General features: G+C 71.6%; 8 protein-coding genes and 1 pseudogene. All 9 read left to right on the forward strand.

Annotated features, from left to right (window positions below; translation table 11 throughout):
- The first annotated feature begins 120 nt into the window (after nt 1-120).
- Entirely contained in the window at nt 121-1500 is a 1380-nt protein-coding gene (gene eccD / locus ACGF5G_RS34015; protein ID WP_393270720.1) for a type VII secretion integral membrane protein EccD, read from the forward strand.
- 1 nt (nt 1501) lies between these two features.
- Nucleotides 1502-2833: a type VII secretion protein EccB gene (eccB, locus tag ACGF5G_RS34020; RefSeq protein WP_393270723.1), complete on the forward strand. Its 1332-nt coding sequence runs from the start codon at nt 1502-1504 to the stop codon at nt 2831-2833.
- Nucleotides 2834-2950: 117 nt separating this feature from the next.
- Complete coding sequence (locus tag ACGF5G_RS34025; RefSeq protein ID WP_393270726.1) at nt 2951-3268, forward strand: hypothetical protein; 318 nt, start codon at nt 2951-2953, stop codon at nt 3266-3268.
- A 70-nt stretch (nt 3269-3338) separates the two neighbouring features.
- Nucleotides 3339-3626 (forward strand): WXG100 family type VII secretion target, encoded by a 288-nt coding sequence (locus ACGF5G_RS34030; RefSeq protein ID WP_393270729.1) that lies wholly within the window; start codon nt 3339-3341, stop codon nt 3624-3626.
- 289 nt (nt 3627-3915) lie between these two features.
- On the forward strand, nt 3916-4287 hold the full coding sequence (locus ACGF5G_RS34035; protein WP_350711309.1) for a hypothetical protein: 372 nt from the start codon (nt 3916-3918) through the stop codon (nt 4285-4287).
- A gap of 2 nt (nt 4288-4289) precedes the next feature.
- A complete protein-coding gene (locus ACGF5G_RS34040; protein ID WP_393270732.1) occupies nt 4290-7403 on the forward strand; it encodes a hypothetical protein in 3114 nt (1037 codons plus the stop codon).
- A gap of 67 nt (nt 7404-7470) precedes the next feature.
- A complete protein-coding gene (locus ACGF5G_RS34045; protein ID WP_393270734.1) occupies nt 7471-7893 on the forward strand; it encodes a YbaB/EbfC family nucleoid-associated protein in 423 nt (140 codons plus the stop codon).
- Entirely contained in the window at nt 7890-8234 is a 345-nt protein-coding gene (locus ACGF5G_RS34050) for a hypothetical protein (protein ID WP_393270736.1), read from the forward strand. The genes ACGF5G_RS34045 and ACGF5G_RS34050 overlap by 4 nt, the downstream gene beginning before the upstream one ends.
- A 201-nt stretch (nt 8235-8435) precedes the next feature.
- Nucleotides 8436-24564, forward strand: a pseudogene (locus ACGF5G_RS34055) (hypothetical protein); the annotation flags it as partial.

Below are 24564 nucleotides of genomic sequence, written 5' to 3' on the forward strand. Positions count from 1 at the left end.
ACCCGACCCGACCGGGTCTTGGCGGACAGGGTCTACAGCTCGCGCGACCACCGCGCGAACCCACCCGCGGGAGGATTAAAAAGTCGTGAACCACAGCGACAGTGCAGGCGTGTTCGGGATATGAGCGCCGAGCGCGGGGAACTCTGCCGACTGCTGGTCGTCGGACCGACCAGTCAGGTCGACGTGAGTCTGCCCACCCACATCCCGTTGGCCGACATGATGCCGGCCCTGCTGAGCGCGCTGGGACCGGACCTCGCCGATCGTGGGCTGGAGCACAGCGGCTGGATCGTGCAGCGGCTGGGTGGACCGGCCTTCGACGAGTCGCGCACCGTAGGCGATCTCGACCTGCTCGACGGCGAGGTCGTGCACGTACGCCCGCGTACCGACCAGATCCCGCCGCTGGCCTACGACGACCTGGTCGACGGCGTCTCGGCCGGCATCCGCAAGCGGTCCGGGCTGTGGCGTCCGCAGACCACGCGGGTCACCGCCCTGCTGCTGTTGGCCGCCTGGCTGGCCGCCTGGCTGGCCGCCGCGCGGATGTGGCCGGCCGAGTCCCGGAATCCGCTGCTGCTCGCGGCGATGGCGGGGATGTGCTTCGTCGCGGGCTTCGCGGTGGTACGCAAGCTGGCCGACCGGGCCACGGCCGGCGTCCTGGGGGCCGCCTGTGTGGTCGGTACGGTGGTCGCCGCGCTGGAGGCGGTCGCCGGTGCCTCCGTACCCCGGTTGATCTTCTTGGGTGCCACCGCCGGCACCTTCGCCGCGTTGCTGGTGGCCGCGTTCGTCTTCCCGCGCACCGGCTGGCGGCAGGTCACCGTCGGCCTGCTGGTGGCCTGGCTGCTGGTCGTCGCCGCGTTCGCACTGCACACCAGGGCCACGTTGGACTGGACCACGATCGCCGCGATCACGGTCGTCGCCACCACGGCGCTGCGCCCGGCGGTACCGTCGGCGGCCTTCAAGCTCGCCGGGTTCGCCCTGCCGGAGATGCCCGTCGAACCGGCGGACCTGCAGAAGGACATCGACCCGGAACCGGCCGCCGGGGTGCTCACCCGGGCCGCCGCCGCCGACCAGTTCATGACCGCCCTGTACGCGGCCCTCGGACTGGTCTCCGGAGCCGCGATGGTGTGGCTGGCGACGGCGCCCGGCTGGGCCGCACCGCTGGCCGCCTGGCTGGCCGCCGTCGCCCAGATCCTGGTCACCCGCCCGATGACGAGCATCTGGCACCGGGTGGCGCTGGCCGGTCCGGCGTTGGTCGCCATGGCGACCTGGTGCCTGACCGCGCCCACGGACCGGAGTCCGCTCGCCGCCCAACTGGCCATCGGCTGCTGCCTGCTCCTGGCGGTGGCGTGCGGGGTGGCCGCGAGGATCCCGGTCGGCCGGCGGTTCAACCCGATCTGGGGCCGGATGGGCGACCTGGCGCACACCGCGATGGTGGCCGCCCTCGGGCCGACCGTCGTGGTCATCACCGGCCTGATCGACGTGATCCGGGCGCGGGTGGGTTGACATGTCGTCGCGTCGTGACCAGGTGGACGCCCAGCGGTACATGATGACCCGGGTGACCGGTGCGCTGGTGCGGGCCGAGCCGGAGACCGCCGAGTCTCCGACCCGCCGGGACCGCACCGGCACGCTCGCCGGTCTCGTGCTCGGGATCCTGGTGCTGGCCGGGGTCGCGATCTGGGCGCTGATGCCGGGATCGGGCTCGACCAGTTGGCAGCAGCCGCGGATGCTGGTGGTGGACGCCTCGACCGGGGCGCGCTACGTGCTGGTCGACGGCCAACTGCGCCTGGTCAACGACGTGGCGACGGCCACCCTGCTGGCCGGCGGTCGACTCACCCCGGTCACCGTCTCCTCGTCCAAGCTCGCCAAGGTGCCCCAGGGCCCGCCGGTGGGTACCCCGACCGGGCCGCAGGTGCTGCCGGCGGCCAACCGGGTCAACCAGGGCGTGTGGCGAGCCTGTAGCCGGGACACCGGCCGGATCGTCCTGGACGTCGACGTGCCGGCGGCCCCCGATCCGCTCGGCGACGGGCATGCGCTGCCGGTCACCGCAGGCGGCAAAACCTACCTGCTGTGGGGCGGGCGACGGCTGCTCCTTCCCCAGCCGTGGATGGCCGACGTGCTGGGGCTGGGGCTGCTCGCTCCCGTGCCGGTGGCGACCGCCTGGCTGGAGTCGATCCCGCTGGGCGGCACGGTCGGCCCGCCGAAGGTGGCTCGGGCCGGCGGCGCCGGGCCGAGGGTGGCCGGCCGGCCGACGTCGATCGGCCAGATGTTCGGCGTGGACATGGGCAACGGCACGGTCAACCACTACCTGATGACCACCGACGGGCTGGCCCCGCTGACCGAGACCGAGTACCGGTTGCAGCGGGCCACGCCGGGCGGGGCCAGGGAGACCGCCATCACCGCGGCCGATCTGGTCGCCGCCGGTCAGCGCAGTCCGGTGCGCCCGCTGACCACGCTGCCGGCCACCCCGCCAGTGCCACCGTCCATGCCCGAGGACGCCGTGGTCTGCGTGGAGTACGCGGGCCAGGCCGACGAGAAACCCACAATCGTCCTGGCCAGCGGAACCGGAATGCCGACCGGCGGCAGCGGCGGGAAGACCGCCGTGACGGTGCGGGTGCCGTCGGGCGGGGGAGCGCTGCTGATGCCCCCGGCCACCGCCGAGACCGACCGGTGGCGGCAGCAGGGCCTGCTGGTCAACGAGCGGGGGATCGCCTACCCGATCATGGGCGGCGACGTCGCCACCCTGGGCTACTCCCTCAACCAGGCGGTGGTCATGCCCACCGCGCTGGTCGCCATGCTGCCTCCCGGGCCGGCACTGGTCCGGCCGGAAGGGAGGTGAGGCCGCGGGGTATCCGACCGATCCGCTGCCGCGGCCCGGCCCACCGGGCGGACGCGGCAGACGCGCCCACATCACACACCTTCCGGCGACAGCGCCGGATGACAAACAAGGAGAGTCATGACAACCCCCAACAACGGGATCGTCGCCGATCAGGCGACCATCCACGGCATGGTCATGGCGTTCGTTCAGGCCCAGACCGAGGCCAGGAACAGCCACTCGAACGTCGTGGCCGCGAGCCAGGCGCTGGCCGCCTCGTGGGCGAGCGACGGGGCCGCGCCGAAGTTCCAGCAGGCCATCAACAACTGGCTGGCCGGCTTCCAGAAGGTCCAGCAGGGCCTGAACCTGCTCAACCGGAACATGGAGCAGTACTCGCAACTGACCACCACGACCGAAGACGACAACGCCATGCGGGCCGGCGGCTGGGCGGCAGCCTGACCGCCGAGCGTCCCACCGGCGAAACCCGGGCCGACAGAACCCGGACCGACGAACGTTAAGGAGGCCGAGGATGGCCAACTACAACATCAATCCCGCTGCGGTACATGCGGTCGCCGACACCATGACCAGGGAGACCCGCGAGCTCGACGCGTCGCTGGAAAACCTCCAGGCCCATGTGACGCGGTTCGCCGCAGCCAACAACGGCCAGGCGCCCGAAGCCTACAAGGACGCTCAGCAGCTGTGGAATCTGGGTCAGCAGGAAATGCGAGCTGCCCTGGCAATGGGGCAGGCGCGCCTTGTGGAAATCGTCCAGAACTACGTTGTCGGCGACAACCGGGGCGCGGCCATCTTCAGTTAGGAGACCGCTGGCGCCGGTGTCCTGGACCAGTGCATGTGATGCCGGTCCACCGGAACCGACGCGACGGATCACCTACCTGAGGGCAGCACCCAGCCGGACCTGACGCCGCACGGGGTCGGGACGGCAATCCTGCCGAGCCGATACCGGGTCAGACGCACTGGTCCACCGCACCGCCGGGTGGACCAGTGCGTCTGGCTCACCGCTGTCCACGGACTCGCCCGGACCCCGGCTTTCGTCGGGTGAGGACAGCCGAGTCCCGCTGGCCCGTCTCCATCGAGAGGAAGACACGATGAAGAACATCGTCATCAACGAGAGCTACCTGCGGAAGCTGCACGGCATCTACACCAAGCAGGTCGACGAGATCGATCTGATGTACGGCAAGGTCTACCCGTACGGCTCCCTGCCGGATTCGACGGTCGACATCACGAAGCCGCTCAAGCTGCGCCTCGGCGGGAAGGGCTTCACCGAGGCGGAGGATCTCACGGGGGCGATCGACGTCGTCCGGGGGGGAATGGCCGCGCGCTTCAAGGGCGCGCGAAGCGAGATCAACAACCTGGAGCTCGGCATCAAGTTCCTGCTGGCCGACTCCGACGCCATTGAGCAGGCGAGCACGCTGAGCGCCGAGCAGTTCGAGTACTTCATGCCCAAAACCGGGAGTTAGTCATGACGAACACCGCGACGTTCGAGGATGCCCTGGCGAGCATTCTGGGGCTGGTGCTCGGCGGTGGAGAGGGCGGGGACAAGGCTTCCATCAACGACAAGTACCGTCCGCGGACCATCAAGGGGCCCGGCTACTGGCTGATCAACCAGACGAGCACGCTCAAGAAACTCACCCCCGGCGGGTGGATGCCGGAGTACAACAAGGACGCGGTCACCTTCTACCGCTGGAAACAGGACGGGGCGACAAAGCACATCACCCGGTTGACGGTGTGGGTGGGCGTGACCAGCAAGGACAAAACCCAGGGGCAGGAGCGCAACACCACCGACCCGGGGAACTCGACCAACCCCGAGGGCAACGACGTCGTCTCGCTCGGCAACGCGTGGGAACGGATGATCAGCGACCTGCCCAAGGTGGCCGGCCCGAACTCCACGTTCGACGCGGACTCGATCGGGTCCGTCCGCGAGATCCTGGGCAACCTGACCACCCACGCGCTGGGGATCTCGAGCGAGCTGACCGATCAGGTCAAGTCGGTGAACGCCAAGAGCCCCGACTTCAAGGGCTCCGCCGAATCGGCCTGGCGGCACCGGGTGCAAGAGGCGAACAAGTACCTCGCCGACATCATGCCCCAGTTCAAGCAGTGGGACACCTCGCTGGCCCAGGTCGAGCAGGCCATGAGGGACTTCGTCGACGCGGTGCGCGACACCTTCGAGAAGTGGACCTCGATCCACCCGGCCGGCGTCTGGCAGCACCCGTACCGGCTCATCGCCACGATGTTCAACGAAAGCACGCTCGAGTACGGCGACCTGCACGATGGCCAGTCGAATGCCTGGGACCTGGGCCAGCAGTACGCCGACACCGGGGACCAAGAAGGATCGGAATACCGTGGAACCAAGCTCGGTGGATCGGACGCGGGTGTCGTCACGTGGACGCCGCCCGCGTGGGTGAAGTACCACCCGTTCGACGCCTTCAGCGTCCCCGAGTGGAACAAGCTGGACCAGCATCTGCGCCAGATGTGGGCCGACAAGGCCCTCGAGACCTTCGAGCCGGCGGTGCTCGCGGCGAAGAACCTGGTGGCGGTGTTCGCCGAGGCACGCAACCCGATGAGCATCACCGACCCGAAGCCGGTGCCACCGAATCCGATGCCCAACGACGTGGGGATGCCCAACGGCGCATTCCCCAACAACCCGTTCGGGAACATGGGTAACCCCTTCGCCAACTGGGGTGACCCCTTCGCGAACATGGGCAATCCGTTCGCGAACATGGGTAACCCGTTCGCGAACATGGGTAATCCATTCGCGAACATGGGCAATCCGTTCGCGAATGTGGGCAATCCGTTCGCGAACGTGGGAGCGAACTTTGGCAACCAGTTCCCCAACGGCGGCAGCATGGGGAACCCGTTCGCCAACGGCGGTGGCTTGGATAATCCGTTTACCAACGGGGCCGGCGCGGGCGCTCTCTTCCCCACCAGCCTGATGCCCAATTCGGGCGCCGGTGGTGGCGCGGGTAATCCGTTCGCCAATGGCGCTCTGGGTGCCGCTTTCACCGGCGGTGGCGCGGAGAATCCGTCTGGCGGTGGCGCGAGCAACCTCTTTCCCGCCAGTCTGATGTCCAAGTCAGAAAAACCGTCCGAGGCTGGTGGTGCAGGTAATCCGTTTGCCAACAATGGCGCCGTGGGTGCCGCGTTCGGCGGTGGCGCGGGTAATCCGTTTGCCAACAATGGCGCCGTGGGTGCCGCGTTCGGCGGTGGCGCGGGTAATCCGTTCGCCAACGGCAGCTTGGACAATCCGTTCACCGAAGGCGGTGCGGGCAACCCGTCTGGTGGTGGGGGCGCGAACAGTCTTCTTCCCCCCGTTCCGATCCCCGAGCCGGTCGTACCGTCTGTCGGCGGTGGCGCGCAGAACCCGTTCACCGGCGGTGGTGGGGGCAGTTCCCTGCCGACCAAGAACCTCGGGCTCAACCGCAGTCCGTCCGGGCCGCAGTCGTTGGGTGACCTGACGCCGTCCCAGTTGCGGCAACTGGACAAGGCCGGGCTGCTGGACGATGTGCCGCTCACGGCTGAGCAGGCTGACTACCTGCGGAAGAACGGTCTGTCGCCGGGGGGTGCGACGAAGCTCGGTCAGCTCAGTCCGGATCAGCTCGACGCGTTGGCGCGCGGCGGGCTGCTGGACGAGACCCCCCTCACCAGCGACCAGCGGGCGAAGCTCGGCCTGGACGGGCCGCAGTCGTTGGGTGACCTGACGCCGTCCCAGTTGCGGCAACTGGACGGGGCCGGGCTGCTGGACGATGTGCCGCTCACGGCTGAGCAGGCTGACTACCTGCGGAAGAACGGTCTGTCGCCGGGGGGTGCGACGAAGCTCGGTCAGCTCGGTCCGGATCAGCTCGACGCGCTGCAACGCGGCGGGCTGCTGGACGATGTCCCTCTGTCGCCGGAAGAGCGGGCGAAACTCGGGCTGCCGCCCAACCCGTCGGGGAGTTCCGGCGGGGGTGGGTCCGTACCGGGCCTGGACGTGGGCAGGTTGCCGTGGCCCGACACCGGGCCGACGGCGCCGGTGGACCGGAATCAGTTCCCGACCACGGTCGACGGCAAGAACGTGTCGCCGAAGCCGGGTACGACCGGGAGCATCACCACCCCTCCGGCATTCGGCGACGTCACGAGACCCGGTTCGGCCAGCTTCCCGCACGTTCCCGGGGTGCAGGTCGGCACCGGGGGTCTGTCGGCGGTGCCGGGTGTATCCGGCTCGCCCGGGGCGCTGAACCCGGACAAGCTGGGGGTGCCCGTCGGAGGCCCGGTCGGGACCAACCTGAATGCAGGTCCGGGTGCCGGTCCTGGTCTCCCGCAGCCCGGCGGGGGCGGTATGCCGGGCGGTGGGATGCCGTTCATGCCTCCGATGATGCCGGGCATGGGTGGCGCACCCCAGCAAGGGCAGGACCGTGACCGCCAGCGCAGCACCTGGCTGAAGGAGGACGAGAAGGTCTGGGGTACCGACCCCGACTGTGCGCCCGCGGTGATCGGCCGGCGCGGTCGGGACACCCGGGTCGAGGACGACGAGTTCGGCATGCCGGTCGACGAGCGCCCCGGCAGCCAGGACGAACGCCGCCGGTACCGGGGCCGTTGAACACTGTTGCGCCGATGTGAACCCGGTGCCGCATGTCAGCCGTGGGATAGCAGAGGAGGTAATCGGGATGAGCATGTTGGGCGACGAGGAACTGTTGGCCGAGATGCGTGCGGCCCTGAAGGACGTCGAGGAGGCGGCCGACCGGGTACGCCGGCGCGTGGCTCGGGCGCAGACCACCGTGGAGGACAAGAAGAAGCTGTTGTCGGTGACCGTGGGTGGTCACGGCGAGCTGACCCGGATCACCTTCAACGGGGACGCCTACCGGCGACTCGCGCCACCCGAGCTGGCCGACCTGATCGTGACGACGGCGCGTACCGCTCGCGAGAAGGCCCAGCGTAAGACGATGGCCGGTGCCGCCGAGCTGACGCGTCACCTCTCCGAGCTCGACGACGCCGCGCAGTCGGCCGGGAGCATCGAGGAGCTTGTCGAGGGCATCGCCAGCATGGTTTCCGGCAGTGCCGACCGGCGGCCCGGGCCGGCGGCGTCATGAGTGAGCGACGGTACGAGTTCAACGGGGACGCCGTGGCCCAGCGGGTGCCGTTGCTGCGCCTGTTCAAGGAGCACCTGTTCGCCGGCACGGTGGACCCGATCCTCGAGATCGCCGAGTGCCGGTGGGCGGCTGGCGTTCCCGCAGACGACGAGCTGAGCCTGCAGGCCCGCGAGGCCGCGCAGCAATTGCTCGGGGGCATCGTGCTCGCGGCGTACGTCAAGCTGATTGAGGCCTCCGGATTCCAGGGCGACAAGGTGGACCTCTATCGCCGTGTCGGGGAGAACACCGAGGCCACCGTCCACGATCTGGTTCCGGACATGAGCGGTGGCGCGCGGGGTTGATCCGCGGGGACGGGTTGGTCGTGGGTTGGGGCGGCGGCCTGCGCCGCCGAGTGATGTGCACTGAGTGCCCCTGATCGGGGGCGGGAGGGGGCGTTGGCGATGGGTGAGGCCGCCGTTCCTTCCGTGGGGCTCAGTGAGTCGTCGAAGCGGGCCCTGGAAAATTTCACCGGGATGCGGTTGCACCGGTCGAAGTTGCCGTTGTTGGCGTATGACCTGAACGCGTTGGAGGTGTTGGCGGATCGGGTGCGGACCGTCTTGGTTCCGGAGTTGATCCAGGTGATCAAGGCGGTTCGGGCCGCGGGGGAGGGTGAGGCCTTCGACCGGTTCGTGGCGCAGACCGCTCCGTTCGTGGAGTTGCTGGGCCAGGTTGCCGATCTGAAGGTCGATGTGGCCAAGGCGATGCGGGGCTTCCTCGGTCAGATGGAGCTCACGGATCGTCAGGCGCTCGTCATGTTCATATTCATGATGACGGAGTTGGCGGTCGCGTTCGCGTTGGCGTTCTTCCTGCCGGTACAGGCGGCGGCGCACATCGTGAAGACCCGGACGATCATCCAGACGATCCTGCGGTCGTCGATGGTGCGGGCGGCGGCGAGTAGCACGGCGATCCAGATGTTGTTCATGCCGGGGTCGTCGTTGTTGGCGCAGATCACCATGGTGGCTGATGGTCTGATGCCGGGGGTCGACTGGGCGCAGGTCGGTAAGCAGGCGTTGTACGGGTTGGCGGTGGCGGGTGTCACCACGGCGGCCGGGCCGGCGATGGGCCGGTTCGCCGGGGTCGTGGGTGGTGGTCTGGCGAAGCTCGGGGTGTCGGACGCCACGCGTGACCTGTTGACCCGTCTGTTGATGGTGCCGGTATCGGAGGTCGGCCTGGAGGTGGTCGGCGACATCGTCGCCAGCTACATGGTCGACGGGACCTACGACCCCAGTGGTCTTGGTATGGCCGCGATTTCCGGGGCGTTGTCGGGGGCGGGTGAGTTGGCCGCGGCCGGGGCCGGGGCCGCTGCGCGTCGCGTGGCTGTCGGTTTGGGGTTCAACCCGACCCGGCCCCGGTGGACTATGCCCGATGGCACCGGCTTCACCGCGGACGGCAAGCCGGTCGCGCCGGTGCCGCCGCCCATCCCGGTCACTCCGGACCCGTCCACGTATCAGCCGGAGGTCGACGATCCGGCGGGTGCGGGCACCGGCGGGCAGGCCCCGATGCCCGTCCCGCCGGTGCCGGCACCGGCGCTGTCGGCACCGGACCTGTCCGTGCCGTCGTGGTCGGTGCCGGCTGCGTCGGTGGTACCGGCGCCGGAGTGGGTCGCGGCAGCTGGTGCGCCGGTGGTGGAGCAGTGGCATCGGTTCCAGCGGGAACTGGTGGACCACTACGGTGGGCTGCTGGCCGGCACCGGGCAGGCACGGCAGTTCCTGGCCGCGCTTCCCGTGCCGGTCGAGCAGGTGTTCACCGAGTGGGCCGACGCCCGGCAGAACGACCCGACGGTCCCCGCCTTCCTGTCCCAGATCGGCCTACCCGCCACCGCTCTCACCGAGCAGTACCTGTTCGGTGTCCGGGAAGAGGCCGTCGCCCGCGTCGCCGAAGCCCTCGCGCGGCAGATCCCGACGGGCGGGCAGATCCCGACGGCGGTACGCCCGGAGCAGGTTGTCGCCGCGCTGCCGGCGGCGTTCGATTGGCAGGCGTTGCGCGCGGCCGCGCATCTGGCCGCCAAGCACCACATCGACCAGTACCTCACCGCCGGCACACCGACGCCCGCCACCCTGCCAGGCGGCGTGGTCCTGCCAGGGGTCCCTCACGTGCCGGGGGCCGCTCACGTGCCGGGGGCCGCCGGGGCGGCGGCGGTGCCGTCGGACGCCGCGCGCGCCGTGGTCGCGGGTGACGTGCGGGCCTACCTGGACCGGAGGCTCGACGAGATCCTCGGCACCACCCCACTACCCACCGCACCACTCACCGTGCCGCCCACCGTGCCGTCGGCTCCGGCGGCCAGTCCGGCTGCCGCGCAGGTCAACGCCGTGGCGGACGCGGTCCGACAGGTGGTCACCGACCTGCCCGCCCGCTTCACGGCCGCGGCCATCCCCGACACCACCGGACCGGACACCACCCCATCCACCACGGACACCCCGGCAAACCGGCGCACCGACGTGCCGGCGGTGCCGGTGACCCCAGAGCAGCACGTCGCAGCAGCGAACAGCCTGGCAAAAACCCTGCTCACCGCGTTGGCCGAAAAGTACGGCGTCGATCCGGCCAGCCACGGCACCCTCGCCGGCTTCCAGCAGGACTGGGTCAACGGATACCACCAGGTACTCGCCCAGGCCGCCGGCAGCGCCACGCCGGCCACCCCCAGCGCGCCGGGCACGTCTGGGGTGCCGGCTGTGCCCAGCGTGCCGGGTGCGCCAGGGGTGCCGGCTGTGTCGAGCGTGCCGGGCACGTCTGGGGTGCCTGCTGTGCCGAGCGTGCCGGGCACGTCTGGGGTGCCTGCTGTGCCCAGCGTGCCAGGTGCGCCGGGGGTGCCCGCTGTGCCCAGCGTGCCGGGTGCGCCGGGCACTCCGGGCACGCCGGATGCGGCCGGTGCCCGCAGTACGGTGCCAGGTGGCGCTGCCCCTGGCACCGACGGCACGCCGAACCACCACAACACCAGCGACGCGGCGTCGGACAGTGGCCTGTCCGTCGTCAGCGACGACGTGTTCAGCGGCGACAGCAGCTTCAACGACACCATGACGGCGCTCGACGAGTCGGACAATGGTGAAGCGGCCAAGCGCGAATTCTGGGACACGGACCCGTTCGGTGACGCCTCTTCGCGGGACGGGTTGATCAACGGCGACCCGGTCAAGCGCGATTTCGGCGACAGGGATTCGTTCAGTAGCGTGTCCTCGTTGGACGACTCGGCCGGTGGTGACCCGGTCGGACGCGCCGAGCCGGCCAGCACGGCAACGGAGCCGGCGGTCCCGGCGACCGGGCCGGCCGCCGCGGTGGCCGAGTCCGCGCAGCGGGTCGCCGACTGGGTCGATCAGACACCGGTGGGCCCCGGCAGCAGCCGCGACCCGTGGTGGTGGTGCGTGCAGGCCACCCTCGACGCCTTCAGAGCCCAATACAAACGGCTCGGCAACCGGGCAGTATCCGACGACCGAATCCTCGGACCCGACGGCCGACTCGCACCCACCACGAGCTGGCCGCAACTCCTGGACATCCTCGACGCGACGTCCGAACGCGTCGCCCACCCCGACGGAGTCGCAGGAGAGGACGTACTCGCCGCGCTCAGGGCGGTGCCGGGGTCGATGGTCGTGGTCAGGATCGCGCCACCGAACGAGCAACAACACGTCTTCGCCCTCTACAGCCAACCACAACCAGCCGGACCACCGACCATCAAGGTGCGCGACGGCCTGATGCCCGAAGCCGAGAACCGACCCGAACCGCCCGACCCGAGGCGCGACCCGTGGCTGGGACACCTGTTCGCATCGAGCACCCGAATCGCCGCGTTCGACAGCACCGGGCGACCCACCACCATCACCGACCTGCTGCCCGGCCAGACCGCCGGCCACCCGCGGCCGATCACCACGACCGGCGTCGACACCAGTGCCATCCTGCTCGCCTCCACCAGCACGCCACGCGGTCCGTCCCAGGCGATGCGGGCAGACACCACTTCCACCGACCCGGCCGACTCCCCCAGGCAGCCATCCGACCATCCGGTCGACCAGCAGCCGCCCGCCCTGGTCCGGATCGGCGTGCCCCGCGACGGTCTCGACCTGTTGTCGGCGCTGATCGTCTCCGAACCGGCCCTGGTCCGCACCGCGCTGGACGCGCGGCTGCCGGCGGACCTGCGGGAGTTCCTGTCCGATGCGGCCGGGGTGCGGGCCGCTGTTGCCGAATCGGTTCGTACCGGGGCGCCGCAGGGGTCCGAGCTTGGTCGGGTCACCGAGTTGTTGCGGGACCACGTGTCGGGCTATCTGGAGGAGAACGCGGGCCGGTTGCCGGCGGACGTGACCGCGCAGCGGCTCGCCTTCCGGCCGCAATACGAGCGGGACGTGGCGGCGTTGAGCCCCGACCAGGCGCGGCGGCGCGTCGGTGAACTCGTGGACGCCGGTCTCCTGGACCCGGACACCGCGCGGGCACGTCTCGACGAGATGTGGGCGAATCCGGCGGACGCCGGCCGTCACCTGTTCGAGCTGTTGACCGACCCCGATCGCCAGCTCGACCCCGGGGAACTGGCCGCGGTGAAGGCTGCCGTGCACGACTGGGCGAACCTGTCGGACAGCCCGGCTGGCCAGTTCCTGGCGCCGTTGCTGGCGCACGCGACCGGTGCTGGGATGCAGATTTCCCAGGTCGCCCCGGACGGGGTGCAGCCGGTGGGCGGGTACGGCCCGGCCGGGGGCACCCCGGTCAGTCTGGCCCCCGTGGCCGCCGACCCGGATCGGCCGGGCGTCCACTTCGACGCGTTGGTGCCGGAAACCCCTGCGGCGGTCGAGCCGTCGGCCGTACCCCCGCAGCAGCTCGCGCTGACCCCGCAACCGCCGGTACCGGTTGCCGAGGACAGTCAGCAGCAGGTCGTCCGGCCGGCCGCGTCCGCGGACGCGCCGCTGGTCGTGATGGCCGAGGGGCTGCCGGAGAACCTGCGGCTCCAGCGCGCGGTGGGCGGTGTGCTGCTGCACGACGGTGGCACCGTGCCCGGCCCGATCAGCTCGCGGGTGTTGGCTCCGACCGGTCCCGGCCCGGCCGTCCTGCTGCACTCCTCGGTGCTCGACCCGGACCGTCTCGGTGCCGCGCTGGCCGGGTTGCGGGCGCAGGACGCCACCATGGCTGTCCTGCACTGGCCGCAGGACCAGCCGGTCAGCGTGGCCCAGGCGCTGGAGGTCACCGCGCAGGCGCTGGGGCAGTCCTCGGCCATGCTGTCGGTGCCCCGGTCGGCGTTGCGGGACCGGCCGGTGCCCAGCCCGCAGGTCGTCCCGTTGGACGCCAACGGCGAGGTGACGTTCTTCAGTGGGCGGCCGGAGCGGTATCTGTTCCTGCCCGAGAGCGCCGGTGCACCGCGCCGGCCCGCCCCATACGGGCTGATCGAGCAGTCGCCCGGCGTGTACGGGCTCGGTGACGGTTGGGTGGTGTGGGACGGCGGTAGCCATCTGTGGATCGGGCCGGAGTCCGAATTGGACGGGGCGCGGCGGTTGCTGCCGGACACCGGTGGCTGGCTGGCCGAGCCGGCGGTGTTCCTGGGCTGGCGGGCGACCCCGCTGCCCGAGCGGGTACGCGACCGGGTCGGTCGGATCTTCGGGGGCATGCCGGCCGCGCCACCGACGCACCTCATCACCTCCGGGATGGGGCTGGACCGACGTACTCTCGTCCCGTCGGAGGTGTCCGGCCTGCCGGCCGGGGTCCAGCTGAGCCACGTCCCGGGTGGGGTGCTCGCCCACACCGGTCCACGGCCGCCGGCCGGTGCCACGACCCTGCACTGGTCCGACCTGGCCAGCCCGGACCGGCCCCGGCTGGTGGTGGACGAGTCGGTCGGCGACCCGGTCGCCGTCGTGGAGGCCGTCCGTCGGGGGCTTCCGCCGGGTTCCGGCCCGCTCCAGGTGTTCGTCGCGCCACCGGCCACCAGCACACCGGGTACGCCGTCCGGTGCGTTGGCCGCTGCCCGGGTGGCGGAGCTGTTGCGGGAGCGGTTCGGCGGGCGGCTGGAGGTGGTGTTGCCGGTCTCCGTGGTGGGCCGGCAGCCGGCCGGTGTCGACGAGCTGATCCCGGTCGATGCCCGGGGTCAGGAGACCTTCCCGGCCGCCGCGCACGCCTGGCGGGTGCCGCTGCGTCCGGCACCGCCTCGGCAGCCGGGGCCGCTGGGCCTGCGACCGGCTGCCGCCGGTGGGTTCGAGGTGTACCGGGGTTGGACGGTCCGGGAGCACCGGGGGGTCGTCCTGTTCGCGCAGAACGGCACCAGCCCGGACACGCTGTCCCCCGATGCCCTGGCGGCCCCCGCGACCGGGGTGGCCGTGGTTGTCCAGTCCCGGGGTGGTCCCATCCCGCGCGAGGTGGCCGACGCGGCCGCCCGGCTGCTGTCCGGTGTGCCGGAGGCCGACCGGGATGTGCGGGTCTTCGGCAACGAGGCCAGCGCCGGACCGGCCGCACCCGATCCCGACGGGTCGTCTGCGCAGGCCCCGGCGCGGCCGGCCAACCCGGACCGGCGGGCGCTCGCACTGGGCGATCCCAAGGCGGCGTTGCCGGACCTGGACCGCATCGAGCAGGGGCTGCGCGCGGAGGCGACCCGGCGGGGCGTCACCGTGGGGGACAACGAATGGGAACAGTTGCATGAGCGGCTGCTCAACAACTACCCGCAGGTGGTCTCCGAAGACGGGTACGTGTTCACGCTGGGTGGCATGGAGGTGCGGGCCCGCCTGCGGCCGGAGGACCCGCAGTTGGTGTCGAACCCGGCGGGTTCGTTCGACACGGAGGCGTCCGGGCCGTCGCTGGACGACACCGAGGGCCTGACGAGTGAGAACGGCCGTTTCCACGCCAACCAGTTCACCCAGGGTGTTTTCCAGACCGGTGCGCACAGCCAGTCGGACGGGACCCCGACGCGGGCGGTGCGGTTGCGGGGTGACTTCAACGTCGACGTGCCGCTCGGCCCGACGACCCACTGGGGGCCCCGCTTCAACGCCACCCTCAACAAGGTGGACCAGAAGTCCGCCTACCTGATCGACGCGGAGAAGGGTCGGGTGTCCGACACCCGCGCGAATTCGACGTTCTACTCGTACAAGCCGGGGTGGTTGATCGAGGCGCGCGGCGACGAACAGCCGTGGCAGGCGGTGGAGGTGCCGGAGCCGCCGGACGGGCAGGAACCGGCCCGGCTGGTGGTGGCGATCCCCGATCACCTGCTGGAGAACGCCGGCGAGCAGGTGGTCGCCGACCTGCCCGAGCACATGCGGGACAACCTGACGCGGGTCCCGGAGCTCTTCTCCGCCAGCAACATCACCGGCCTGAACGAGCTGTACGACCTCGTCATCGACCGGCTGCGCGCCGACGGCTTCGACATGTCCATCGAAAGTCCGATGCGCAACGAGTTGCAGCGCAAGCTGTGGAACCTGGAGACCCACTTCGACGAGGCGGTGAACAACCGGCGGACGCCGGAGACGGACGGCGACGCCGGCGCGCTGACCCGGGGCTACGCGTTCACGTTGCACGACGACGGGCACGCGGCTGCCAGCATCCGGGTCTACGGCCGTCGTCTCGGCGGCTCCGTGCAGGTGGGCCTCGGCGGCGGCTCCACGCGGGTGGGCGCCAGCAGCGACAAGGCCCACATCGAGCAGGTGCGTACCGGCATCGTGGGGCAGGGCGGCGAGTTCACCCTCCAGCAGTCCGCCGGGCTGTCCCTCGGTGGCGCGGTAGACCTGCCCTTGGCCAGGCGTCTCGACGATCCACAGGTGTACAAGGAGAACGCCAAGCTCGGTCTCTCCGCCCGTGGGGGAATGAGCTGGACCAGCAACGACGGTGGTGGCGTCACGGTGGCGTCGCTGAACGTCGTGGTCGGCCGGTACACCGGTCAGACGGTCGGCCATGAGGTGCCGTTCGAGTGGCACGCCGAGGTAATCACCTCCCGCCGGCCGCGTGAGTGGCCGCATCCGACGCCGGTGGTGAGCGGGTCGGCGGTGCTCCGGATGTCCGAGCCGGACGCTTTCGACCACGGGTTCAGCGTCGACGCGGACGCCTTCGCCCCCGATCCCATGCCCGGTCTTGCGGACGGTGACCTGGCGGTGGTGCCGGCAGGCGGAGGACCCCGGTCGGTGCCGCACGACCAGTGGCGGCAGCGGCTGCGCAACACCGGTGTGCACCCGGAGGACACCGGCGGTAACGTGCTGCCCCGGCACGTCCTCGAGGGGCGGGGCCTGCTGGGTCAGTCTCTGCCGAGGATCGACAAGCCGGCGGTGCGGCAGCTCCGGGCCGGTCTCATGCGGGTGCTGGCCGGTGAGGGGTTCCTCCCGGCGGACCCGGACCGGCCGTGGGCGCACGGGAAGCAGAGCCGGCCGGCGACCCCGGATCCCGGTACGCCCCTGGAGGAACGGCCGCTGCTGGGTCGGATGGTCGACGGGGTGCGGGACGCCTACGACGAGGTCGTCCACCGCGACACCGACGCCGCGATCGACAACCTGGACCTGTTCATCAAGATGGTGAGCGGCGACGGCCTGGAGTCGCACTTCGACCCGCTCGGCCAGGACGGCGCCACGCTCGTCGACGACCCGGACGCGCCCGCCCCGAAAGCGGGAATGCCGCTCACCCTGCACAGTTGGCGCAACGGGGTGATGCGTACCGCCGAGGTGACCGTCTACGCGATCCCCCGGATCTCCGCGGACGTCGACGCGGACGGCAACTCGGTGCACTTCGAACGGCTCAGCGACGAGGTGAGCACGGTCACCCTCGGGATGTCGCTCGGCATCGCCGGCCAGGGCGCGAGCGGCAACCAGGGCTGGTTGGCGGAGGCCGGGGTGAACACCGCGATGCCGCCGAGCGTCAAGGAGCTCCGGTCCGTCGGACTCCTCGGCGGGTCGGTGAGCCGCAACGTCGGCGCCGCCGAGCGGGTGACCCGGGTGGTCAACCGGCCGGAGCTGAAGGAGACCAGCAGCCGGGTGATGTTCGTCAACCTGCCGTACGACCTGGGCTTCGTGGTCCGGATCAGCGACCGGGCCACCCCGATCGTCTCGCCGGAGCTGATCCGCGCCAACGTGCACGCCGCGCTGCTGAAGTTCAACACCGACCCGGCCACCTTCAGCGAGGTGGCCCCCGGCGACACCGCACCGTCGGTGCTCAACCAGGGCATCGTGTACTTCGTCGACGCGCACGGCCTGCACGCCGCGGCGCAGGACCAGTTGCCGCAGGAGCTGACCCAGGCCGGCCAGCCGATGACCGGGCCGGTGGCCAGTCTGACCAACCACATCACCTTCCAGTCGCGGTTCAAGGAGGCCGTGCTCGGCCAGTACGGCGCGACCACCCTGGTCGAGCCGGGCTTCGTGGCGACCACCAGAGCGGCGCTCTCGGTCAAGGTGCCCCGTATCCGGGGGGCGCGGTTCGTCGGAGCCACCCCGGACCAGTACGTCACCGGCCTGATCGAGCTGTACCTGGCCGAGACCGTCAACGTCGCCAACCGGTCGTTTGCGAAGGTGTTCAACCTGCCCAACATCGGCCTCGGCCACGACTTCGGTCCGCTGAAGTTCAGCTTCGGCGAGTCGGCGGGCGTGCGGGTCAGCGAGAACGAGTCGGCGGAGACCAAGCGCGTCGGCGGCCTGGAGATGCTCAAGCTGGCCTTCGGCCGGGGGTACGCCTTCGAGGCGGAATACGACATCAACGTCCGCGCCGGCATCCACAAGCAGGTCGGGTTCGTCGTCAGCCGGGTCAGCGTGCCACCCGGAGCCGACCTGCGGGGCCGCATGATGCAGTTCATCCTGCCCGAGGCGGAGGCCCTGGCGCAGTACGCGGCCGGAAAGCTGCCGATCAGCGATGTGCAGCTGCTCGACGCGATGGGCCGGTGGTCCCGCGGCGAGTTGGTGCTCAGCGGCAACACCGTGGCGGGGCTGCTCAGCCGGTGGCGTGGCGAACTGGCCGACCGCGCCGCCAGCCGCACCGCCGCCGGTCTGCCCGACCTCGGCACGTACCTGATCCAGCACCGGGTCCAGACGTGGGCGCACACGCTCGCCGACCGGCACGTGGACCTGGCCCAGCGCGGCGCGGTGCTCGACCCGCGCCGCCGCGCGCGGTTCACCACCGACTTCGGGATCACCCTGGACCCGAACGTCAACCCGTTCAGCGCGTTGACCATGCCGCCCTACCTGACCCGTACCGGTGACCGGACGCTGGGCCACGCGGGCGTCGACGAGGTGACGCTGTTCACCGGGCCGGCACCGGCCGACGGCGGGCCACGCCCCACCACGACCGTGCTGGACGCCGTCCGGGAGCTGGTGGACGCCGGCCGGCCCGGGCTGCTCGGCGCCAGCCACGACAACTGGCCGGGGGCGGGGACCAGTTGGGGCGTCCTGATGGTCTCGCCCGACGAGTCGGTGGTCGGCGCGCTGCCCGGCGGCCTCGAAACGCTCCAGTCCACGCTCGCCGGCCAACGCGCCAACATCGTGTTCGCCGACATGCTGCACCGCTACAACGGCGTGTCGTTCTACCTGGTCGACCAGCGCAACCCGGTGGCGGCCCGGATGTTCAAGCTGGAAATCTCGGCCACCCTGGGAGACAGTCCCTGGTACACCGACTGGGTTGCCGACTACGGCATCGAGAACTACGGGCACGCCTACCGCGCGACCGCTCGTATCATCGGGCAGGCGCTGGGCTGGAACCTCATGCCGGCCAAGTTCGGCTTCTCGGTCGACGGCGTCCCGGTGTCCACCGCCGGGTCGCTGTCGTTCGCGCCGGGCGGGGGGCGCAGCGTCAAGGGCGCCGCGCAGGTCGTCCGGGAACAGACCGTCTACGACTGGACGGGGCATTACCTGGCCAGGTCCCTCATCGGCCTCACCCTGAAGTTCAGCCGGGTGCACATGCACGGCTGGCAGCCGAGCTACCTGGTGAACCACGTGATGACGGCCCTGAACGACGCGGCGGACTGGGCGTTGCACCAGGCGCCCGCCGGTTTCGCCGACTGGATCACCCTCGCGCCGGTGGAGCCGGTGCTGACCCGTCACTACGAGGGGCGGATCGACTTCAAGGTGCCCCGGGGGCTGGCCGAGGCCACCCCCGTCCCCCGGTCGCCGCAGCTGGACCTGCGCGCGCTGCCGTCGCTGCCCCGCGACGCCTACGTCAACGCCCTGATCGACGAACTCTACCCGGCCGCCCGGCACCTCATGGGCAACGTGCTCGGCTCGCACGCCAACGACCCGGCCTACCGGGGCAGCGTGGCGCTCGACGGCCTGCTGTCCCGGCTCAACGTCGACAACCACCTCTCCGACGGGCTGGGCGACGGCGGATACCTGCTCGGCTCGCATCTGTTCGTCGCTGGCGCGTCCAACAACCGGGTCGCCATGCGGATGTACGTCGAGCCCTACTCGCTGGAGATCATCAGCAGGCTCACCACCACCGGCACCGGCCGGTACGCCAAGTTCGCGTTCACCACCGCGGCCACCCAGTCGCGCAACCGGTGGCGGCCCAACCTCGACGCGGAGGCGTCCTACGGTTTGCCCCCGTTCGGGACGACGAACGTCGGCGTGCAGGAGGACAAGACGGTCGCCGGCAAGATCACCACCGGCGCGAACCGGACCGCGCCGGCCAGCCACAGCGCCACCTTCGACGACACCAAGCGGCTCGAGAACCACCTCAAGATGCAGGGGGTGACGTACCTGGTCCGGATCCGCGCCCGGGCCCGTTTCGTCGCGGTCCCGCACTGGCACAGCGCCTTCCACCGCGACGCCGGCCTGGCGCCGATCGACCCGGCGCTGTTCAAGGCCGACGACGCCCCCGGCACGGGTTGGATGAGCGGCGACGGGTTCTACGAGATGTTCGCCGGCGAGGTACACGAGCTCCAGCGCGCGCTCTCCGAACGGTACGACTGGAAGGCGAACAACCCGGCCGCCTGGCCCGCACCAGCGGCAGACGCCCCCACGATCGGCCTGGAGGGTCTGCTGCAACGGGCGACCCCGGCGGCGATGGCCGCCGCCCCGGTCGCCGGCCGTGTCATCGACGCCGGCACCTTCGACCCCCAACAGGCGCCCCAGCACGTGGCCCTGCTGATCCGTGACCAGATCGGTAACCACTACGACCCGGTCAGCCCGCTCCGGCTCACCGCCAGCGCCGCCGAGCAGACCCGCCGCCGGTACGAGTTGACCCTGGACTGGGCGGTGGGTCACCTCCAGCGGCTCAACGCCACGCAGCAGGCCACCGCCGGTCTCGCCGAGTTGAAGACCTGGAGGAACCGGGTCGGCAAACTCGCGGTCGGCGCCGCGCCGTCCGCAGCCGACGTGCGGCAGTTCAACGAGCGGATCCCGGAGATCGTCGAGCGGGTGCAGGCGGTGCTGCCGCCGGGCTCCGCGTCGGTCACCCCGCCGGAGGAGGTGGAACTGCTCGCTCAGGACCCGCGCACGGTGGCCCGGGTGGTGGCGTTCGAGCTGGCGACCCACCTCGACCTGACCGTCACCGACGACCAGGGCGCGGCCAGCCGGTACCGGATCGACCCGCAGGGCTGGATCACCGAGCTGCGGGAGGGCCCGGACGGCACGTTCGCCCCGATCACGGCCCCCGAGGTGATCTTCGACCTGGACCGTGACCTGAAGCTGCGGGCCGACGCTGCCGGGATTCGCCTGCGGCGGCAGATGGCCACCTACCACGAGCTGCTGGGGCGCACCCCGGTGCAGATGGACGCCGCCGCGGAGCTGGGCCCGGAGCTGGAGACGCACATCCGGCAGGCACGCGCCGACGCCGACGACCGCGCCCGCGAGTGGATCACCGAGGGCCTGCCCGCCCGATCGGCGAACCCCCTCGCGGGCCACGCTACCCGGCACGACACCGACACCCCGCAGACGCGGGCCGGTCAGGCACGGCGGCTGCTGGCCCCCGCCCTGCCCCCGGGATGGACCACCACCGGGCCACTACCCCAGGCACCGGACACGCTGCGCCCCGGTACCCGACTGTGGATCTCCCGCCCCCAGGGTGCCGCCGCAGCGCGTGTCGACGCCGATGGCACGTACCGGCTCTACGACCCGTTCGCCCTCGGGACGGCCGAGCGGACCCTCGACGATCAGCAGTTCCAGGACGTCCTTGCCGGGGCGCAGGCCGTCACCCTGGTCGAGCCCGACGTGCTGACGAGCTGGCTGCTGTACGACGGCAACTGGGCGGCGTCCCGGCAGTTCGCGGAAGACAACCTCGCGGCGCTGCGCGCCGACCCGACCGCGGCGCGGCTGGCGCAGGACCAGCAGGCGCCACCCCCGGCCCCGCCGGCCCAGCCCGACTCGACCCGGCCCGAGACGGCCCCGGCGCCGCCCGGCGATCCGGTCCTCGACCGGCACCAGGCCCTGCTGGACGCGATTCGTGCCGGACAACTGACCGCCGCCTTCGACTACCTCGACGCCGCCGACGCGGCGGCCCGCCACCGCGTGCTCGCCGACGCGGTGGCCGCGGTGGCGCCGACCGACCCGGCCGCGCCGACCGACCCGGCCGCGCCGGCCGGGCTGCGGGCGCTGGCCGACCTCGTCGACGCCGACCCCCGGGTCACCCAGCCCCGGCCGGAGCGGGAGGCCGTCTCCGACGCGGGCATCCTGCGGGCCGTGGCCGACATCCTCGACCCGGCCGTCGGACCACTGGACACCTTCCGGGCCATCGCCTCCGCCGCGTGGACCATCAACCCCCAACAGAACTGGCCGGAAACCCTGCAAGACCTGGTCGACCGGCTGCCCGCGGCATCCGACCGCGACGACGTGGCGACGCTACGCGCCGCGCTCCCCGCCGACGAGCGGATGCTGTACCACAACATCAACCTGCTCGACGACCTGGCACCGGACGCCGCCGCCAGGCTGACCGCGTCCGGGACGACCGCGACCGCCCTGGCCGAGGCGTGGCGGAACGTCTCCACTCTCGACGACCTGATCCCGGCGCTGCCCCCACCGGCCGGCGCCTGGGCCGGGACGCCGGACACCCGGCTGTCGGCAGACACCCCACTGCCGCCGGCCCACGTCGTGCACCACCCGATGCCCCCGGCATCCGCCGCCCTCGACCAGTGGCTCGACAGCAAACTGGACGACTCCCGCACCTTCCTCGACGATCACCGGGCGGACCTGCTCTCCGATCGGGCGCACAGCGAGCTTCAGATCCGCCGGGCGGGGCTGCCCCACGACGTCGACCTCGCCGCCCGGGACGCGCTGCTCACCCTGGCCCGCTACGGCCACCTCGACGACGGATACCAATACCTGCTCGGCCCCACCCCACCCACCCCGGCCCCGGTGCCTGCCCCGGTCCCGGGGGCGCCGACCGGGCGGCAGGAGATGCTGACCAACCTGCTGGCCCGGCCGGATCTGGCCGACCCGGCCACCGTGTCGGCCCTCGGTAACCTGGCCGCCACCCTCGACGGTCCGGTCGACGCCGTCGACGCGGCGATCCTGCACCTCACCGCCGACACGCTCGCCGGCCTGAACGTTCCCGACACCGCCGTCACCACGCTGGTGCGCGACGCGCGTCAGACCCTCTCCGCGCCGCAGCGGCAACAGTGGGCCGAGACGATCCGCAACCTCGGTGCCAACGCCACCGGCACCCGTGGGCCGGCACTGCGCCACCTCGCCGATCGGCTGTTCACCACCGCGCCGGATCCGGATCCGACCCCGGACGCTCCGGACGCTGAGGCTGCCCGGGTGCGGCAGGTGACGCGGGAGCGCCTCCAGCAGGCCACCCAGGAACTCCAGCGCACCGTCGACGACCTCGGCCAGGCGCGCCGGAACGAACGCGACGCGCAGGGCGCCCGGGACGCCGCAGAGGAGTCGCTCGACGCCGCCAGGACCGCCGTCACCGCCGCCGAAGGCGAACGCGCCCGGCTCGAGGAGAACATCGGCGACCTCAACCGTGCGATGCCGGGACTCGAAACGGAGGTGACGCGACGAGAGGGGTTGGAGTCAGCGGCCCGGCAGACGGTCGACGACCTCGCCACCAGCCAGGACGAGCCACGGCTGGCCGCCGCCCAGGCAGAACTTCTCCAGGCGCAGCGGGAACTGGACACGGCCCGGACGGCGCTGGAGAAAGCCACCAGCGACCTCCGGGACGCCGGACAGAACCTCGACCGGGTCCGCTCGGAGCTGCCGGACCTGCGCCGGCAGGTCGAGACCGCGAGCGAGGAGTTCCGAGCCCGCGACATCTCCGCGCAGGCGCACACCAACACGGTACGGATGCTCGACGAGGCCAGGACGGCCCGCGAGGCCGCCCGGGACGCCGCACAACAGCAGGTCGACGCGATGGCCTTGCCGGTCCCACCGACCCCACGCGGCACCCCCGTCATGGACATCGACGCCGCGCTGGCCGACATCGCCCGCTCCGGCCACGGCCGGTCCGCCGTCCAGGAGCTGGACCGCTCGGTACGCGCGCAGCACGGTGGCACGCCCCCGGCGCGCGTGGTGCTGAGCACCGACCCCACCCGGCAGGCCGACAACGCCGCGACCGCCCCGGCGGACGAGACCGCCGTACACGAACTGGACCGGGTACAACTCGCCCGGGACCTCGCCGCGAGCCTGGACACCCCGGTCGAACTGCGGGTCTACGGTGGTAGCACCGCACAGCCGCCGTACCTCGCCTACCCGGGCGGGGAGATGGTGCGGCTGGACGCCACCGGCCGCCCGGAGACCCTCGACGACGCCGTGCGGCGGCTGCCGCAGCGCGTCCAGGACGATCTGGCCCCGCACCGGGGCCGGCCCGATGTGGAATCCCGGCTGGAGATCCTGCACGAGGCGGAGATCGAGTCGCGGCACGACTTCGCCACGGCGGTGGCCGCCCTGGTGGAGAACCTGAACCGGCACCAGGGGTACCTGGCCCACCAGTGGGTCACCCAGGCGACTCCGCCGGTCGACGCCGCCGGCCTGCGGGGGTTGGCCAACGGCCTGGACACCACAGCCTGGCCGGAAACCACCAGCACCCCGCCGGCCGGGTCGGTGGAGACCGGCCGCCCCGACGACGTGGCCGCCGCCTGGTTGGCGTACACCCCGCAGCGGCGTGCCGAGATGATGGCCGACCTGCTGGACGAGGCCCCCGGGCCCGGGTTCACCGTGAGCCGGCCGACCCGCGACCTGCCGGCCGATCCGCCACCGGGCACCCGGGTGCTGGCCGTGGCCGGGTCCACGGTCGCCGCCGGCGTGGTCCTGCCCACCGGGCAACTGCGCTGGTACGAACCCGCCCGCAACCAGATCCACACCGGCAGCATGCAGATGCTCGGCACCTGGGCCAAGGCCCGGGCCGGCGAGGACGCGGGACCGGACGACATCTGGTACATCGTGCCGACACCGAACGGGACCGACAACCCGCGCGACCCGTCGGCCCTCGCGCGCCACGTGGACGTGGCAGCGCGGACCACGTCGACGTCGACCCCGCCGGTCGAGCCAGACCCTTCCGCGGACGTGGCCGGTGCGGTACGCGGTGACGTGTCGTTGCCTGGTGGTGCGGCGGCGTCGTCGCTTGGTGGGGTGCCTGGCAAGCTTGGCGAGCCGGCCGTTGCGGCAACTGGGCCGGCCGTCGCGATGTTCGAGTCCGGGCAGCGGGTCGCCAACTCGGCCGCTGCGGAGCAGGTGCGTCCCGGCAGCAGCGGCGACCTGTGGTGGTGCGTGGCGGCCACGCTCGATGTGTTCCAAACCGAGTACAAACGGCTGGGCAACCGGGCGGTGTTCGACGACCGGATCCTCGGACCGG

This window comes from Micromonospora sp. NPDC047730, assembly GCF_043204765.1.
GTDB lineage: Bacteria > Actinomycetota > Actinomycetes > Mycobacteriales > Micromonosporaceae > Micromonospora.